Source organism: Breznakia sp. PFB1-19 (assembly GCF_029893935.1).
Taxonomy (GTDB): Bacteria; Bacillota_I; Bacilli_A; order Erysipelotrichales; family Erysipelotrichaceae; genus Breznakia; species Breznakia blatticola.
Map to the genome: position 1 here is coordinate 1 of NZ_JARXXJ010000013.1, position 15,748 is coordinate 15,748.

Genomic DNA, 15,748 nt, shown 5'->3' on the forward strand with positions numbered 1-15,748 from the left:
CCTCCTTTCAATTGTCCCGAAACATAAAGTCACTTATATTATACCTTGTATCATCTGATTGCAACGAGGTGTTGCAATTAAAAAAATAATTGAGGTTTCTATAATAGAAATGTGTAAAAACTTGTTAAAAGTTATTGCATTTGATATAATACAACTAGATAAATGAGAAAGTTTAAACAAACAACTTCTTACTTATCTAACATATTGTATTAACTCAAAAGGATATAATATCTTTTTAAGAGGAGAGATCATATATTTGATCAAAAAAAGCACCTACTCGCAATAGGTGCTTTTCTTAACTTTTAATTGCCTTGACAATACCTTAGAATATTAATCGCGGTATTGATAACAAGACAACAAAGAGTTGCATATTGTAACAAACTCATAAAATATAATCCTTTCTACGTATGCTAAGAAAACAGTATATTGAAAGGATAGTATCAAAGAATACGATTGCCCTATTGTGTGTTCCCTAAATATATACAGTACACAATAAGTTCTATGATATTGTAACATACGAAAGATATGCTGCACAATAGTGGTGGATCCAAAAGAATAAGTATAAGAAAAGTAAATGAAGGTAATGAATACGTTACTTTTTCTAAACTAAAAAAGGAGTAATTATAAGAGAAAATCTTGAAAATATAAGTTTAAAAGAGGTATTGCCGATACCCCATAATATAGATTTTATGGTATTATTAATAAGTAAGAAGAAGTAAAAATAGATGATAAAAAAATAAAGGAGATGATTAATATTATAAAGGAGTTGTCAAATAAACACAGCGTTATTGCTTTAATGATATACAGTTCATTACTAATAGTGATACCGTTTGCCATGTTAACTTGGATATTAAAAGATGCAAGAGGAACTGGAGAGTTTGTTTATTTTTATAAATTAATGAAACTTAATTTTGATAGTTGTGTATACTTAGCGAAAGTAGTTGGATGTTTAATGATATGGTATGCTTCTAGAAAATTTCTTTTAAGATGGATAAAAAACTCATTTGTAGCAATCGGAAACATTAACAATGCAGAGTTATTCACTTCTTTATATATGTTTCTAAAATATGTGCCTCAATTAGTAGTGTTATTTATAATATTACTTAAAGCATATAACTTTATAATGATAGTTGATCTGTCACAAATTGATGAAAACGTCGTTACTATTGTTTCTTCAATTATTGGGTTTGGTGGTGTTGTTATAACAGTAATACAAGCTTCTAAAACTATCAAAAATGTTTCTGCAGACAAAATGCACGATTCAACAAGTTGGCGTTCTAATTTAATGGAAGTGGCTTCAAAAAAGAAACTTAATTTAGATGATGTTTTACGTGTTTTATCTGCTGTATCGCCATATGGAAATCAAGAAGATTTTGAAAAATATAGTAAAAACAATATGGTTGAAGAAATTCATAAAAAAGTAAGGAAAGAAAGTAATAAAATTTATGAAATATCTATGATTAACTATACTTCTTGTGTGGCTGAAGATGATGCAAAAAAAATAAGGTTGTATGCACGTGTTTTGCTAAAGATAGATTGGATTGTAAATACTAATTATCGTTCCAGAAACGAATTTGAAAAATTGATTCAGATAAAAGAAATTAAAGAATCTTTTTTAAATAGTTAGGCTTAATTCAACCGGTGCGTACCAAGTCTCGATAAATCACTGATAAGTACTAAACAATCTTTGTGTCTTTAAAGCATTTCTTGCAATGGTAAAATGAAGAGTCTTGAGTTCTCTCAAAATAATTAACAACCATTCATTGTTATCCATATCAAGAAACTTGCATATAAGGATATAAGTTTTTTAAACGCAAAAAATGACGATATACATGATATTTGGATAGCTTCAACCGACCAGATAAAAATGTATTCGTCATTTTCGTTTTCAAATGCGCAAGCAATATTCATCGACCCATGAAAAACCTTAGGAACGAATCTGCTTACTTTTCAAAGTATTTCTTGCTATTTTTCGCATTCACATATATAATTAGCGAATTGCGCAAGCAAAGAAAGTATGGGACAAATGAGCAAATTTAACGAACTATTAAAAAACGAACAATTATTACACGCAATTAGCGAGCAAGGATATCAAGAACCAACCGAAATTCAAACAAAAGCAATTCCGCTTGTGTTAGCTGGTCATGATATTATTGCCAAATCAAATACAGGTACAGGAAAGACAGCATCTTTTGGTCTTCCATTGATTCAACAAATCAGTGAGAAACAAATGAAACAAGTTTTGGTTGTTTGTCCAACTAGAGAGCTTGCATTACAAGTCGAAGAAGAACTTCGTAAATTCTGTAAATACATCGAAGGAATTAAACTCGTAAGTGTATTTGGAGGTGTACCAATCGACCGCCAAATCCGCGCGATCAAAAAAGGTGTCCAAATTATTGTTGGTACACCAGGAAGACTAAATGATCACATTCGTCGTAAAACAATCAAATTACATGACTGTGATTGTGTGGTTTTAGATGAAGCCGATGAAATGTTAAATATGGGATTCCGTGAAGATATTGAATTTATCTTAAGCAAGGCAAAACCTGAACACCAAACCATTCTATTTAGTGCTACAATGCCAAAACCAATCCGTCAAATCGCTGTAACGTATTTGAAGGATCCTGTAGAAATCGAAATTAAAAGTAAACACAAAACCGTAGATGCCATTCAACAAGTATTCTACGATATCCCTCGTGGTGAGAAAAAGCGTGAAGTCTTACAAACCTTACTTAGTTACTATAACCCTAAGTTATGTGTAATCTTCTGTAATACAAAAGCTGGAGTTGATGATTTAGTGGAATCCTTAAGCAAATCTGATCACAAAGCACATGCATTACATGGTGATATTAAACAAGAACGTCGTACAAAAATCATGAATAACTTCAAAAATGCAAAACAATGTATTTTGGTTGCTACGGATATTGCAGCACGTGGAATTGATGTGAACAACATCGATTTGGTTGTAAATTACGATTTACCACAAGATAACGAAATCTATGTACACCGTATTGGACGTACCGGTCGTGCTGGTAAAAACGGACAAGCGATTACATTAGTGCAAGGAAATCGTCAATTTAACCAATTAAAAGGATTGATGAAATTCACTAAAGCGGAAATTACCCGTCAAGAAATACCGACAAAAGTGGATATTGATGCCATTCGCAAAGAAAAACTTAAACAAGAAATCGTGAGTATTGCAAAAACAATGAATGAAACAGCAATTGATTTTGAATTAATCAATGAGTTATATGCAGAAGGCTTAGGTCATCAAGGCATTATTGCTGCATTACTTGCAATGATTACAAATACAGTGGATGCACCTGTAGCTAGTACAACTATGCCACAAATGCAAAAAATCAAACGTCCAGTTTTAAAGGGTGGAATTGATATTAAACTATCGATTGGTAAAAACAACCGTGTGACACCAAAGCAAATTGAAGATGCTATCTTAATTAGCACACAAGCGGAATCAAGCCAAATTGGTAAAATTGATTTACGTAATAAATACTGTATTGTAAATGTGGATAAGAAAATCGCAAAACAAGCAGTAAGCCAGTTAGATGGTGCATCAATCAACAAACGTACAATCAATGCTCGCTTCTATAAAAAAGAAATGATTAACTAAACTTGGGAAACCAAGTTTTTTTCTTTAGTCAACAGATACATTTTCCCTGCCAAAACGTGCTATACTAAGCTTGCTTAGGAGGAACATAACATGAAAATTTTAACAATTATGAGTAATGGTTTCGAAGAACTTGAAGCGGTTGGAACAATTGCCCTACTTAGACGTTCTGGATTGGAAGTAGATATTGCCTCATTACACGGCACAGAAGCAACTGGACGTTTTGATATTACCGTTTCAAAAACCCAATCATTAAAAGATGTAGATTATACAACATACGATATGTTGTTTTTACCTGGTGGTCCCCACTGGAAAGAACTTGAAGACAGTAAAGAAGTAACAAATATCATTGACTACTTTATGAAACATGATAAATATGTTGCCGCAATTTGTGCTGCACCAACAATCCTTGGTCGTCTTGGTTACTTAAAAAACAAGTATTACACATGTTTTACAAGTATGAATGAAGACTTTGGTGGTACGTATGTAGATACATATACAGCAATTGATGGAAAGATTATTACTGGACGTAGTGCTGCAGCAGTTATCGACTTTGGTTTTCTAATTATCAAAACCTTACAAGGTGATGCACAGGAACAAAAAATCAAAGCAGAAATATATTACGAGAAATAAAACCTTGAGGAATGCAATTTCCTCTTTTTTTACCCCATTTTTAAAATATTTCATACGTATACTATAGGTAGAAGGAATATCTATTTACCATTTCTAGTTGTTGTACTATGATGAGTCTATAGAGGATGATACATGAAACAAATGCGCGTTGATAACACAATTGAAAAACAAGTAAAAGCCGCAAAGCATAACCCACTTCTTGCTGATGCATTAATCAAACAATATAAACCGTTTATAGCTACGATAACTAGTGAGGTATGTAAACGGCATGTTGTTTATGGTGTTGATGATGAACTAAGTTTTGCAATGTTGGGTTTTTATCATGCCATAAATTCGTATGAATCTGATAAAGGTACGTTCCTAAATTATGCAACACGAGTTATGAAACACAAAGTTATCGATTATCTTCGTAGTGAAAAAAAGCATACACATATATCTTTAGATGAAAGTGATGAAGAAAATCAAACCTTGTTAGATCATATTCCATCTAACACGTATCGATATACCATTCCAGCAACAACAGCAATTCAAGCAGAACTAATCGAGTTCCAACAAGAACTACAAAGTTTTTCTTTGCAACTAACAGATATTGCAAAACAGGCTCCAAAACAAACACGGACACTTGAAGCATGTAGACAAATTATATATGTTGCAATAGAAAAGCCTTCATTAATTATGCAACTCAAAGAATCCAAACGTTTACCAATAAAAGATATCCTGCAACTTGTAAACATTGATAGAAAAATTATTGAACGTCATCGAAGTTATATCATTGCATTATTAATTATTTATTCTAATGGATACGAGTTTATGCGTGAACATTTACACAAAATTACACAACCAAAAACGAAAGGAGTGATTTCATGAAATACGTAGTAATAGAAGTACATGAAAGCTACGTTGTCGTTCTTGACCAAGCAGGTACATTTAGTCTAGCTTTAAATTTCAATTATCAACTTGGTGATCAAATTGATGCAATCATTCCTTATGAAGATATCACAACACAAGAAGTAGTGACACACAAAAGACGAAAATGGATTCCTCGGTTTGCTGTTCTTAGTGTATGTATTGCACTTATACTTTTCATCATTCCAACCTTTAATACACCAGTTGCTGCTGCAAGTATCTGGTTGAGTTACAATCCTGAATACCGTATCGATATTGATACAGATGGAAATATACTTGAAGTAGAAGGGCTAAATCCAGATGCTGTAGAAGCACTAGAAAGTATGAACTGTAAACACAAAAGTTACATTGATTTTGCCAATGCAATTATTGATTATGGAATGCAAAACGATACATTAGTCGACGGAAAAACCATTGAGGTATATATTGATACAGATGACCAGAAACTATACGATAGTATTAGTAATAACCTTGAATTAAACTTAAATGAGAAGTTATGTCATAAAGAAATCGATTATGAAATTGAACACATCTCTAAAAAACATGAGCGCAAGCAAGAACAACATCAAAACCAAGGAAATCCTAGTACGACTCCTGATGAACACCAACAACAACAAAACAATAGGCAACAAAATAACAAGCAACACAATACCCAAGAAGAAACACATGAACAAAAACGCGAGCAAGAAAAGAAACAACATAATAAGTAATTTTTCGTTTTGACCCCACTTATTTGTTTTGCATTACGTAAGGTATAGTGACCAAACAAAGGGGGTTCATCAAATGAAACGAATAAAATATGTATGCGCAGCTTTACTTATGTTTACCATGTGCATCGGTTGTAGTGCAATCACTAGCAACCCAACAAGTAGTGGTACCATCTTATTAAAAACACTACCATCTGTAGAATTACAAGTGGATCAAGATGGTAAAGTTGTCCAAATGGAGCCAAAAGATCAAAAGGCAAAAGCAGTAGTTAAGGATATTACTTATGAAGATCGTACAGCAACGACAGTACTCACTTCGCTACTGACTAAGTACCATGAACAAGGATATCTTGAAGGCGTAGATGCAAATGATGTACAAGTCACATTTAAAGGAAATTGTTTTGATGGGACATACAAAAAAGAACTACAAACCCATCTACACAAACATGTAAATGCATTGCACAATGAAAATTGTATCTATCCAAACCAAACACAAACAACTAGCACTCCAAGTATCGATACAACAAATCAACAAACAACACCGATTATGCAACATCAACAACATGAAAACTGTCCAATGAATTGTTGCAATCCTAACTGCGATGGTACAGGTTTACACAAAGCGGATTGTGTCTACAATCCAAACTATCAACAAGTAAATACAAACACAAGTACAAAACAAACAACACCTATGTATAGCCACCATCAACAGCATGCAAATTGTCCAGCGAATTGCTGCAATCCAAACTGTGATGGAACTGCTAGACATAATGAAGACTGTATTTACTACAACCAACAAAATACAAATCAACACCATCAAAATGGACAAGGAAATCGCCACCACGGCAACAGACACTAAGCAAGCTTGACGCTTGCTTTTTATTACGTGCATGTTTCTTTAGCATTCTTCTAAACTATGATTAAATATATATATAAAGTTATAAGAGTTGACCACCCCCTATCAAAGTGATAGTATTGGATTAAGTTAGATATAACTAACTTTTAGAAGAGGAGAATATACATGAGTAACGTAATGATTGCATTTATGCTTACAGCAATTGCTGGTTTATGTACTGGTATTGGAAGCTGTATCGCCTTTTTTGCAAAACAAACAAATAAAAAATTCTTATCATTTTCTCTTGGGTTCTCTGCTGGAGTCATGGTTTATGTATCCATGATTGAGATATTCGCAAGTGCACAACATACACTCATTGGTGAACTTGGTGAAAAACTTGGAAGTTGGATTACCGTCATTTCCTTTTTCGTGGGAATGTTTGTGATCGCTATTATCGATAAACTGGTACCAAGTGAAGAAAATCCACATGAACCAAAAGAAGTTGATTTTCAATTAGAAACAAAAGTCGAACGAGATAAAAAGAAATTGCACCGCATGGGAGTGATGACCGCTTTAGCTATTGGAATTCACAACTTTCCTGAAGGACTTGCAACCTTTGTATCTGCTTTACAAGATCCAACGCTTGCAATCCCCATTGTCGTAGCAATCGCAATCCACAATATTCCCGAAGGAATTGCAGTATCTGCACCAATTTATTATGCGACAGGTTCAAAAGCTACAGCATTTAAATATTCATTCTTATCCGGATTAGCAGAGCCTATTGGGGCTTTAGTTGGTTGGTTAGTATTAATGCCGATTATGAATGATGTTGTCTTTGGTTGTATTTTTGCCGGAGTTGCCGGAATTATGGTATTCATCTCATTTGATGAATTACTACCAGCTGCCAGAGAATATGGAGAACATCATATTTCCATTTATGGATTAATTCTTGGAATGATCGTAATGGCAGTAAGTTTATTACTCTTTTTATAGAATGAGCATCACTGATGCTTTTTCTTTTGACTATTGAGTAAAAACAAACCATAATAAAACAAAGGAAGGTATATGTATGACAGAATTTAGATATGATACACAATTACTCATTGAAGGACATGAGTTAAATGAAGATGTGATATTTGATTATATTTCAAATAACTTCAAAGGAGATAGTTTATTAGCCGTCGGAGATGATGAACTTATCAAAATCCACTATCATACGAATGAACCTTGGGATGTGCTTAAGTATTGCGCAACTCTTGGTGAAATCTATGATATCGTAGTTGAAGATATGGACCGTCAATCAAGAGGTTTAAAAGGATAAAGAAAAGATGTAAATCACTACAACGTGTAGAAGATTTACATCTTTTTATTTATTAGGCTTGATTAAGTGCTTGTTTGATTCTTGGTAATACAAGTAGAGCTACAACTCCACCAAGTAATGCTGTAAACAATTGTGGTAATGCAAACATTGTAGAGACTACAGTTGCTTGTGGTTCTGGCAATGCAAGTATAATTGGTACTGCAATTTTTACTACTCCAATATATAAAACAACAAACTTAGCAATTGCACCTAAAACACAGGCAACAATGTATGATACATATAGACTCGACATCTTGCGATTCCCCACAAAATACCATACAAGAATTAATGAGATATTTCCAAGTGCCACAAATGGAATGATCGACCAAAGTGGACCAATACCAACAAGCTTAGCCATAATTGGTGAGATAAGAGCAACACTCATTCCCGAAAATACACCACACGTCATAACTGAAATAATTAGTAACATATTTACTAAACTACCTGTTATTAGGGTATTTCCTAAAGGTGCCGTTGCTGCTTGCACAACAACTAATAACGCAACAAACACAGCGGTTTGCGTAATCCATAAAATCTTTTTATTCTGAATCATATTTCTCCTTAAACACATATATGTATGTGTAATATCTAGTAGACAAGTCTAAATTATACATGAATTTATAACTTTTTGTGGAAAAATACACACAGAATTTATATAAAAACCGAGATTACATCTTATAACCTCGGACTGGTTACTAATTTACTGGTCTTGTGATTAGAGAAATAATTCCTGCCACCACAAGTAATGGAATTGCTACATACATCAAACCACCAATGATTGCACCAATAAAAAGTAGTGGCATAAAAAAGATAAATAATACGATCTTTGTAACTGACCAAGTGGCTTTCACTGCTACCCATATAATTCGACTAAAAATAATTAAAAATAAAAATGTTAACATACTTCTTCACCTATCTTACTATCCCACGCATCTAAATCTTGCATAATCACTTGGATCTTTTCGATGGCTTGTTCAACTTGTAAACGTGCATCACTGATTTTTGATTGGACCATCCAATCTGCGATAATTCCATCGAAGAAGAAATCAGCAAAAGTTAGAAAACTACCAATATGAATGCCAAAATCTTCAGGAATGCTAAGATCTAACAATTCTTTTTGAAAGCATTGTAATTCATATTTTGCTTGTTCCATATACTCGCTAGCATCATCAAATCTTGAGTGTTTCATCATCCCTGATATAAGACCACCACCAAGCATATCAAATAGTCCCCAAGAACTTGCACTTTCTAGTTGTTTAAGCGCACTCTCTAAACTAGTAAGTGCTCTATTTCCGGCATCTTTAGCTTCCTTGATTTCTCTTTTTAACTCTGGATTTGTCATGTATATAATCAATCCCCTCCAAACAATACCTTGTTTTGATATACAAATAGTCTATAATGAATACAAAAGAAGAGAAACTTGCAATTGTAGTTATTAGCGCATTCTAACACTTTCACAAAAACGTATTAGAGTGTGTCTAGTGGAGGGATTATGGGACAACGTTCAATCAAAGAGAATAAAAATTACTACTTTCAAAGTCGTGAGAAAGCAAACCTTACACGTGAAGTAGCTGCAGATACATTAGGAATATCAAAAAGTCGTTTAGAAAAAATAGAATATGATAAATCATTGCCATATCCTGAAGAAGCTAAGGCAATGGCAACATGTTATAAAAATCCATCATTATGCAATTATTATTGTTCACATGATTGTGAAATAGGTAAAGATCAAGTTGCTGAAATTAAAGAGAAATCATTATCACAGATATCGCTTGAAATGCTATCGACACTTAATGAACTATCAAACAATAAAGAACGTTTTATCAATATCGTTGCTGATGAAGTGATCTCACACGATGAGATGGAAGATTTTAACACGATTAAAGAAAACCTACACAAAATGTCACTTATTGTAGATTCCTTGAACTTATGGATAGAGAAAACTTCAATTGCTAACGAAGACAACTAAAAAAGCAAAAGTATGAGATGTGAATTATTTTCTATAATTCCTCTTTTTCGTATATGCATTTAGTTATAATGAAGCGACATGCTTGGGATTTTGTTGTATTTGGAGTTTTACCGTTGGTTGTATTTGCTTTATCTTAATTATTGCATCAACGTGATTCCAAGCTTGTTCTATCATTAAAAATGGGTGTGTTTGCGCATCCCACCAAGCTGCAAATTCTTCAACTTCTTTTCGAGTTGTACCATTACTTTGATTTGCAAGATCACGTGAAATAACACGATTACGTGCAACGACTTCATCTGCGTATACCCAAATGGTGTAATCTGCAAATTGCTTAAGTGTTTTTCTACACACTGACATACCCTCAATAAGTAATGGTTTCTTTCCATCGGCAAAGATACATCCTGGTCGGTGATGTGTATGCCACGCATTTGGCTTAAACCGTACACTTTTACTTGCCTGCCACGGCTTTATTACCTCACGTACACACATCTCACTCCAGGTGATTGGATCTGCATGCCATGTTAAATCATCGCTAGCAACAATACTAGCTTCCAGGTGACTAGCAAGCATGGCAGTAAGTGTGCTTTTACCTGAACCAGCTAGTCCATCAATCAAAACCAGTGGCCGCTCACCTGTTTTCTTGATCAGTGAGACAAATGCTTCAATGGAAATATCTTTCCATTTATTGTCATCAATGTTTTGTATATTTTTCATTTTGATTATCCTTATTTAAAAAGCACACCCTTTCGATGTGCTTTACATATGTTACTTTACTTTAAATATATATGAATCGAAAGCAGATAACTTCAATATGTTTCCCATTGGTTTTGTTGTTTTAACATTTGATAAAATAATCGATTGAATGTCTGGAATTTCAATTTCACAATCATTCTCTCCCAAATTCACAACTACAAGATATCGATTATGATCATCGAATCTTGCATATTGAATAACCTGGTCAGCAATCACATCAGCAAACACAATATCACCATAAATAAAGGTCATGTTTGATTTTTTTAAATGAATGATTTTTTTATAATAATGCCAAACAGAATTTGGATCACTCATTTGTTGCTTTACGTTGATACGTTTGTAATTTGGATTTAAAAGCATGCTTGGTTTAGCACTGCTAAAGCCCGCATTCTTTGTATCGTCCCACTGCATTACTGTTCGCATGTTATCTCGTGAAGTCATAAACAGTTTTCTTAAAAACTTTTCACGTTGTGGTAACGGTGTTGCTTCATATTGACCTTTTGCTTGCACATCTTCCAATTGGTCAATCGAAGTAAATGGATAGTTTTCCATACCAATTTCTTCACCCTGATAAATAAACATGGTTCCCCACATACCATACATTAACGTTGCAAGTGCCTTTGCTGATTGTTGTGGATATTTCACACTTCCATAGTTTGAAACCAAACGATTGAAATCGTGATTATTCCAATACAACGGATACCATGCTTTCTTTATCAAGGATACTTGCCAGTGTTCAAGTGTTTCTTTTAATTCTTTCACATTGGTTTTTAATTCTGTTAAAGAGGATGCTTCGTTGATGTTATTACACCACATATGATCGAAAGTAAAGGTTACATCCAACTCATTACGATCGAATGCACAATACTTTAAAACATCTTCAACACTGGGGTCTCCTCCCACTTCTCCCACAGCAAACGCATTGTTGGGTTCTAAGACTTCTTCATGAAATTCTTTTATATATTCATGAACTCGTGGTAAATTGGAAAACTTTGACCAGTCGGAGACAAATTCTGTATCACTTTCTAATGTCGAATCTTTATAGCTAGTATCTTTTGCAATATGTGCAATTGCATCAATGCGAAAACCATCTACACCTAATTCTAACCACCATGATGCGATTTGATATAATGCTGTGCGAAGTTTGCGATTTGACCAGTTTAAATCTGGCATTTTCTTTGAGAATAATTTTAAATAGTATTCTTTATCATTTAGTTTTTCCCAAGCGCTTCCACCAAAGAAACTTCCCCAGTTATTTGGTGGTTTGCCTGCTTTACCTTCCTTAAGAATATAGTAGTCTCGATACATACTATTTGAATGTTTTTTTACATTCACAAACCATTCATGCTCATCTGATGTATGGTTTAAGACCAAGTCCACAATAATTCGAATATCCATTTCTTTGGCCTTTGCAATCAATGTTTTGATATCCTGCATATTCCCAAAGTTTTCATGTACTTTGTAGTAATTACGAATATCATAGCCATTATCATCCAAAGGTGAATCAAAGAATGGACAAATCCAGATAAAGTCGATGCCTAATTCGCGGAGATATGGAAGTTTATCAATGATACCTTGGATATCCCCATATCCATCGTTATTTGCATCAAAGAATGTTTTTGGATAAATTTGATATCCAACAGCTTCTTTCCACCATTTATATGTGTTATGTTCACCCATAAGTCCATCTCCTATTATTTTTTTATTTTACTGCTCCCTCTACCATCCCTTTGATGATATGTTTTTGAGCTTTAATGAACAGTAAAATAATTGGTAAGATCGTTAATACTGCTGCAGGTAATAAAACTGCGTAATTTGTTCCGTATGATTGTGAAGCCAAACGGTTAATGGCAATCGGTAAAGTAATCGTGTCACTACCTAATAACAACATTTGTGGTAAAAGGTAATCATTCCACAACCATATTCCATTCAATAAAACCACGGTTACAGTAATTGGTTTTAAGATGGGTAGAATAATCAAACGGAATGTTTGAAAACGACTACACCCATCAATCATTGCTGCTTCTTCTAATTCCTTTGGAATTCCTTTGATGAATCCATGGTACATGAAAATTGATAATGACGATTGAAATGCCAAATAAGCGATTGGAAGGAAGAACACATTCCCCAATGTTTCGATTCCTGTTGCTTTCGAAAATGAAGAAAGCGTTGAAATCAAAGGAAACATAATTACTTGAAATGGAATAACCATCGATCCAACAAACATCAAGAAGATAATCTTACTCCACCATTTCTTTGATCGCACAAGCACCCAAGCTGCCATCGAAGAAAACAAGACAACAAGTACTAGACCAACAATTGTCACAAATACACTTGTAAGAAATGCACTTCCAATATTGATGGTACTATCAGAGAATAGATTGATGTAGTTATCAAATCCAGTTTCCAAAATTCCACTCAACGAAAAGGGATTGTCCAGGATTGCATCTTTACTTTTAAATGAGTTAATCACAAGTAGAATAAATGGAATGATAAAAATAAAGAATAGTATCATTGCAGTTCCTTCAAGGAACGTTCGTCTCATCTTTTTTGACATTACATTTCTACCTCCTTACTTTTTGTAAAGTGCATTTGAAGCATCGAAATCACGAATAGAATCAAGAAGAAAATAATTGCTTCTGATTGTGCTGATGCACGCATGTTTTCAATGGTTCCTAATTGCCCACGTTTTACAATGTCTAATGATAATAATTGTGTTGCTTGAATACTTCCACCTGCTCCAAATTGTGCAGGCCCTCCATTACTTAACATTAAGTTCAAATCATATTGTTTAAACGCATTTACCAATGTCAAGAATGTCCCAATTGTGATGGATTGACGAATCATTGGTAAGACTACATTACGAAAGCGTTGCCATGCATTTGCTCCATCAATACTACTTGCTTCAATTAAATCCTTAGGGATATTTTGAATTGCAGCAATATAAATCATCATAATGTATCCAATGTATTGCCAAGTTCCAACAAGAATTAAAGCAAATTTAGCAGTTCCTGCATTATTTAAAAATGACTCTGCTAGAAAACTATTGCCAAGTGCCTCCCCGATATACGGGATTGCTGAATTGAAAATAAACATCCAGATCGTACCAAGAACGATTCCACCAATGAGGTTAGGAATAAAGAATCCTGCACGATATAAATTGGTTAGTTTTAATTTTTGAGTAACGAGTATTGCCAATCCTATTGCAATCACATTCACAACGATGACATTTACTGCTGTGTAAATAAATGTCCACTGTACTGAATATAAGAATTGTGGTTCTTTTAAGACCCCAAGATAGTTGTCTAAACCTACAAAGTTAAATGTAGATTGTACTGCATTGTTCCAATCTGTAAATGACAGGTAAATCCCTCTTAAAAATGGAACAATAATGATTAAGATAAACATGGCCACTGTTGGTAATAAAAACCAAAACGAGGTTGATTTATTCATTAATTTTTTTACTGTTTGTAACATATGTACCTCCCTTATAAACAACAAGATAGGCGATAGCCTATCTCATTGTCATATACGTATTATTTAAGTCCTACAATTAACTTCGTAATTTGTTCCACAAATCCATCTTTTGTGATTTCGCCTTTTGCGAAGGCTTCATGAACAGGTCCTAATTTTTGCATACCGAAATCGGCTGGCATATCATTTTGGTTCCATGGACATCCTTTTCCAGAAACTAGTGATTCGTGTACTGATTTAGCTAGACTTGTTGTAGGTGTAATATCAATTGATTTAAATGGTGAAACAGAAGCTGCTTCCACATACATAAAGTTTTGTCCTTCTTCAGTTGCATAAATACTGTTTAAGAATGCTTTTGCTGCATCTACATTTTTGCTACGGTTTGATACTGCAAAGTAGCTTGGTGCTGAGATATAAATCGCGTTGTCATCTCCGTATGGAGCTGGAGAAATTCCAATGTTTTCCATATCGGCTACGTCACCTTCAATCCAGTTACCTTGGTGAATAAATGCTGTTTTTCCATCTGTAAATAATTTTACTTGGTTTGCGTATTGGTCACCAGCAGCAGATAATACTGTTTTGTCAGAGTTGTTGAAGATAAGTTCAATCATATCTGCATAATCTGACATGCGATCTGCTTCAACTGTTCCTTCATTTAATTCATCAAGAACATGTGTATCTCCAATTTCTAAGTTTCCACTTAAATATGAGTTAAAACTGTGGTTACCAGTTACCCAGTACATACCACTTCCTGTTGCCATTGCAACTGGAGCTGTAATTCCTAGCTCATCTTTTTTCGCATCTAATGTTTTGAATGCTTCAACATAAGCATCGTAACTTGTTAATGTTGCTGGATCAATTCCTGCTTTATCAAGAATGTCTTTATTGTACGTTAATCCAAATCCTTCAACACCTAATGGGAATCCGTAAGCCTTACCGTCCATTTCGTAAGCGTAGTCAGTATCAGCTACCCATTCTTCACCTTCCATGTCAGCAAGAATTTCTTTATTGTCTTCAAATCCTGCTCGTCCTTCTAAGACAAAGATGTCAGGGATTTTATCTGCTGAGATGTATTGGTCAAGTTTTCCTGCATAATCACAGTTAGACCCACCACATGTTTCGATTTCAACTTTTACATCATTCTTTTCGCTATACAATTTTGCATAGTCTTTTAAAGCTTCATCAATTTCTGGTTTTAAGTTTAAGACTTTAATTGTTGCCTTATCACTACCACCATCATCTGATCCCCCTCCACAAGCTACCAGTGACAATGTCATCAGTGCAGCCATTGAAGTTTTAATAAGTTTTTTGATCTTCATTTCATTCTCTCCTCCTAGATTTAGAATATTTTGAAATTTCTTTCATCCACAATATAGCATTGGTAGCGCTACCAGTCAACGCGAAAACTCATGGAAAAGTTTCCAACTTATACTGTGTTAAAATCTTGTAAAAAATGACCCCTTATTATCTATATAGCAAAAAAAAA

Annotated in this window: 17 protein-coding genes; 9 read left to right on the plus strand and 8 right to left on the minus strand. The window is 34.0% G+C overall.

Annotated elements, in window-relative coordinates:
- Positions 1-745 precede the first annotated feature (745 nt).
- The 8 genes from M2098_RS07315 to M2098_RS07350 all read left to right on the plus strand — a co-directional run bounded on the left by M2098_RS07315 (position 746) and on the right by M2098_RS07350 (position 8,027).
- Positions 746-1,627: a hypothetical protein gene (locus M2098_RS07315; RefSeq protein WP_280683318.1), complete on the plus strand. Its 882-nt coding sequence runs from the start codon at positions 746-748 to the stop codon at positions 1,625-1,627.
- Between the two features lie 399 nt (positions 1,628-2,026).
- Positions 2,027-3,628 (plus strand): DEAD/DEAH box helicase, encoded by a 1,602-nt coding sequence (locus M2098_RS07320; RefSeq protein ID WP_280683316.1) that lies wholly within the window; start codon positions 2,027-2,029, stop codon positions 3,626-3,628.
- A gap of 90 nt (positions 3,629-3,718) precedes the next feature.
- On the plus strand, positions 3,719-4,258 hold the full coding sequence (locus tag M2098_RS07325; protein WP_280683314.1) for a DJ-1/PfpI family protein: 540 nt from the start codon (positions 3,719-3,721) through the stop codon (positions 4,256-4,258).
- 132 nt (positions 4,259-4,390) lie between these two features.
- Positions 4,391-5,125, plus strand: coding sequence for a sigma-70 family RNA polymerase sigma factor (locus tag M2098_RS07330; protein ID WP_280683312.1), 735 nt, complete (start codon positions 4,391-4,393; stop codon positions 5,123-5,125).
- The gene (locus M2098_RS07335; RefSeq protein WP_280683310.1) at positions 5,122-5,874 is read left to right on the plus strand and encodes a hypothetical protein; all 753 of its coding nucleotides are present in this window, start codon (positions 5,122-5,124) and stop codon (positions 5,872-5,874) included. Before M2098_RS07330 ends, M2098_RS07335 begins: the two co-directional genes overlap by 4 nt.
- A 73-nt stretch (positions 5,875-5,947) precedes the next feature.
- The gene (locus M2098_RS07340) at positions 5,948-6,730 is read left to right on the plus strand and encodes a hypothetical protein (RefSeq protein WP_280683308.1); all 783 of its coding nucleotides are present in this window, start codon (positions 5,948-5,950) and stop codon (positions 6,728-6,730) included.
- A 162-nt stretch (positions 6,731-6,892) separates the two neighbouring features.
- Entirely contained in the window at positions 6,893-7,699 is an 807-nt protein-coding gene (gene zupT, locus M2098_RS07345) for a zinc transporter ZupT (protein WP_280683306.1), read from the plus strand.
- Between the two features lie 76 nt (positions 7,700-7,775).
- Complete coding sequence (locus tag M2098_RS07350) at positions 7,776-8,027, plus strand: kinase to dihydroxyacetone kinase (RefSeq protein ID WP_134167513.1); 252 nt, start codon at positions 7,776-7,778, stop codon at positions 8,025-8,027.
- A gap of 52 nt (positions 8,028-8,079) precedes the next feature.
- Here M2098_RS07350 and M2098_RS07355 read toward each other — a convergent pair whose 3' ends face one another.
- The 3 genes from M2098_RS07355 to M2098_RS07365 form a co-directional block, all read right to left on the minus strand.
- On the minus strand, positions 8,080-8,619 hold the full coding sequence (locus M2098_RS07355) for an ECF transporter S component (RefSeq protein WP_280683303.1): 540 nt from the start codon (positions 8,617-8,619) through the stop codon (positions 8,080-8,082).
- Between the two features lie 142 nt (positions 8,620-8,761).
- On the minus strand, positions 8,762-8,968 hold the full coding sequence (locus tag M2098_RS07360) for a hypothetical protein (RefSeq protein WP_134167499.1): 207 nt from the start codon (positions 8,966-8,968) through the stop codon (positions 8,762-8,764).
- Positions 8,962-9,408, minus strand: coding sequence for a hypothetical protein (locus M2098_RS07365; protein WP_280683301.1), 447 nt, complete (start codon positions 9,406-9,408; stop codon positions 8,962-8,964). Before M2098_RS07365 ends, M2098_RS07360 begins: the two co-directional genes overlap by 7 nt.
- A 150-nt stretch (positions 9,409-9,558) precedes the next feature.
- Between M2098_RS07365 and M2098_RS07370 the strand changes: the two genes are divergently transcribed.
- Positions 9,559-10,035: a helix-turn-helix transcriptional regulator gene (locus tag M2098_RS07370; protein WP_134167495.1), complete on the plus strand. Its 477-nt coding sequence runs from the start codon at positions 9,559-9,561 to the stop codon at positions 10,033-10,035.
- A 63-nt stretch (positions 10,036-10,098) separates the two neighbouring features.
- Here M2098_RS07370 and M2098_RS07375 read toward each other — a convergent pair whose 3' ends face one another.
- Genes M2098_RS07375 through M2098_RS07395 form a run of 5 tightly spaced genes read right to left on the minus strand, consistent with a single transcriptional unit; the run spans position 10,099 to position 15,581 of the window.
- Positions 10,099-10,749 carry a hypothetical protein gene (locus M2098_RS07375; RefSeq protein ID WP_280683298.1) on the minus strand — a complete coding sequence of 217 codons (651 nt, stop codon included), beginning with the start codon at positions 10,747-10,749 and terminating at the stop codon, positions 10,099-10,101.
- Positions 10,750-10,800: 51 nt separating this feature from the next.
- Positions 10,801-12,468 (minus strand): alpha-glucosidase, encoded by a 1,668-nt coding sequence (locus tag M2098_RS07380; RefSeq protein WP_280683296.1) that lies wholly within the window; start codon positions 12,466-12,468, stop codon positions 10,801-10,803.
- A gap of 22 nt (positions 12,469-12,490) precedes the next feature.
- Entirely contained in the window at positions 12,491-13,345 is an 855-nt protein-coding gene (locus M2098_RS07385; protein WP_067421858.1) for a carbohydrate ABC transporter permease, read from the minus strand.
- Complete coding sequence (locus M2098_RS07390; RefSeq protein WP_280683293.1) at positions 13,345-14,265, minus strand: sugar ABC transporter permease; 921 nt, start codon at positions 14,263-14,265, stop codon at positions 13,345-13,347. Before M2098_RS07390 ends, M2098_RS07385 begins: the two co-directional genes overlap by 1 nt.
- A 59-nt stretch (positions 14,266-14,324) precedes the next feature.
- Complete coding sequence (locus M2098_RS07395; RefSeq protein WP_280683291.1) at positions 14,325-15,581, minus strand: extracellular solute-binding protein; 1,257 nt, start codon at positions 15,579-15,581, stop codon at positions 14,325-14,327.
- Between the last annotated feature and the right edge of the window lie 167 nt (positions 15,582-15,748).

Bases quoted from the DNA above. Each gene is read 5' to 3' on its own strand.
- M2098_RS07315 (WP_280683318.1), top strand. From the start codon at position 746: ATGATTAATATTATAAAGGAGTTGTCAAATAAACACAGCGTTATTGCT.
- M2098_RS07320 (WP_280683316.1), top strand. From the start codon at position 2,027: ATGAGCAAATTTAACGAACTATTAAAAAACGAACAATTATTACACGCA.
- M2098_RS07325 (WP_280683314.1), top strand. From the start codon at position 3,719: ATGAAAATTTTAACAATTATGAGTAATGGTTTCGAAGAACTTGAAGCG.
- M2098_RS07330 (WP_280683312.1), top strand. From the start codon at position 4,391: ATGAAACAAATGCGCGTTGATAACACAATTGAAAAACAAGTAAAAGCC.
- M2098_RS07335 (WP_280683310.1), top strand. From the start codon at position 5,122: ATGAAATACGTAGTAATAGAAGTACATGAAAGCTACGTTGTCGTTCTT.
- M2098_RS07340 (WP_280683308.1), top strand. From the start codon at position 5,948: ATGAAACGAATAAAATATGTATGCGCAGCTTTACTTATGTTTACCATG.
- zupT (WP_280683306.1), top strand. From the start codon at position 6,893: ATGAGTAACGTAATGATTGCATTTATGCTTACAGCAATTGCTGGTTTA.
- M2098_RS07350 (WP_134167513.1), top strand. From the start codon at position 7,776: ATGACAGAATTTAGATATGATACACAATTACTCATTGAAGGACATGAG.
- M2098_RS07355 (WP_280683303.1), bottom strand. From the start codon at position 8,619: ATGATTCAGAATAAAAAGATTTTATGGATTACGCAAACCGCTGTGTTT.
- M2098_RS07360 (WP_134167499.1), bottom strand. From the start codon at position 8,968: ATGTTAACATTTTTATTTTTAATTATTTTTAGTCGAATTATATGGGTA.
- M2098_RS07365 (WP_280683301.1), bottom strand. From the start codon at position 9,408: ATGACAAATCCAGAGTTAAAAAGAGAAATCAAGGAAGCTAAAGATGCC.
- M2098_RS07370 (WP_134167495.1), top strand. From the start codon at position 9,559: ATGGGACAACGTTCAATCAAAGAGAATAAAAATTACTACTTTCAAAGT.
- M2098_RS07375 (WP_280683298.1), bottom strand. From the start codon at position 10,749: ATGAAAAATATACAAAACATTGATGACAATAAATGGAAAGATATTTCC.
- M2098_RS07380 (WP_280683296.1), bottom strand. From the start codon at position 12,468: ATGGGTGAACATAACACATATAAATGGTGGAAAGAAGCTGTTGGATAT.
- M2098_RS07385 (WP_067421858.1), bottom strand. From the start codon at position 13,345: ATGTCAAAAAAGATGAGACGAACGTTCCTTGAAGGAACTGCAATGATA.
- M2098_RS07390 (WP_280683293.1), bottom strand. From the start codon at position 14,265: ATGTTACAAACAGTAAAAAAATTAATGAATAAATCAACCTCGTTTTGG.
- M2098_RS07395 (WP_280683291.1), bottom strand. From the start codon at position 15,581: ATGAAGATCAAAAAACTTATTAAAACTTCAATGGCTGCACTGATGACA.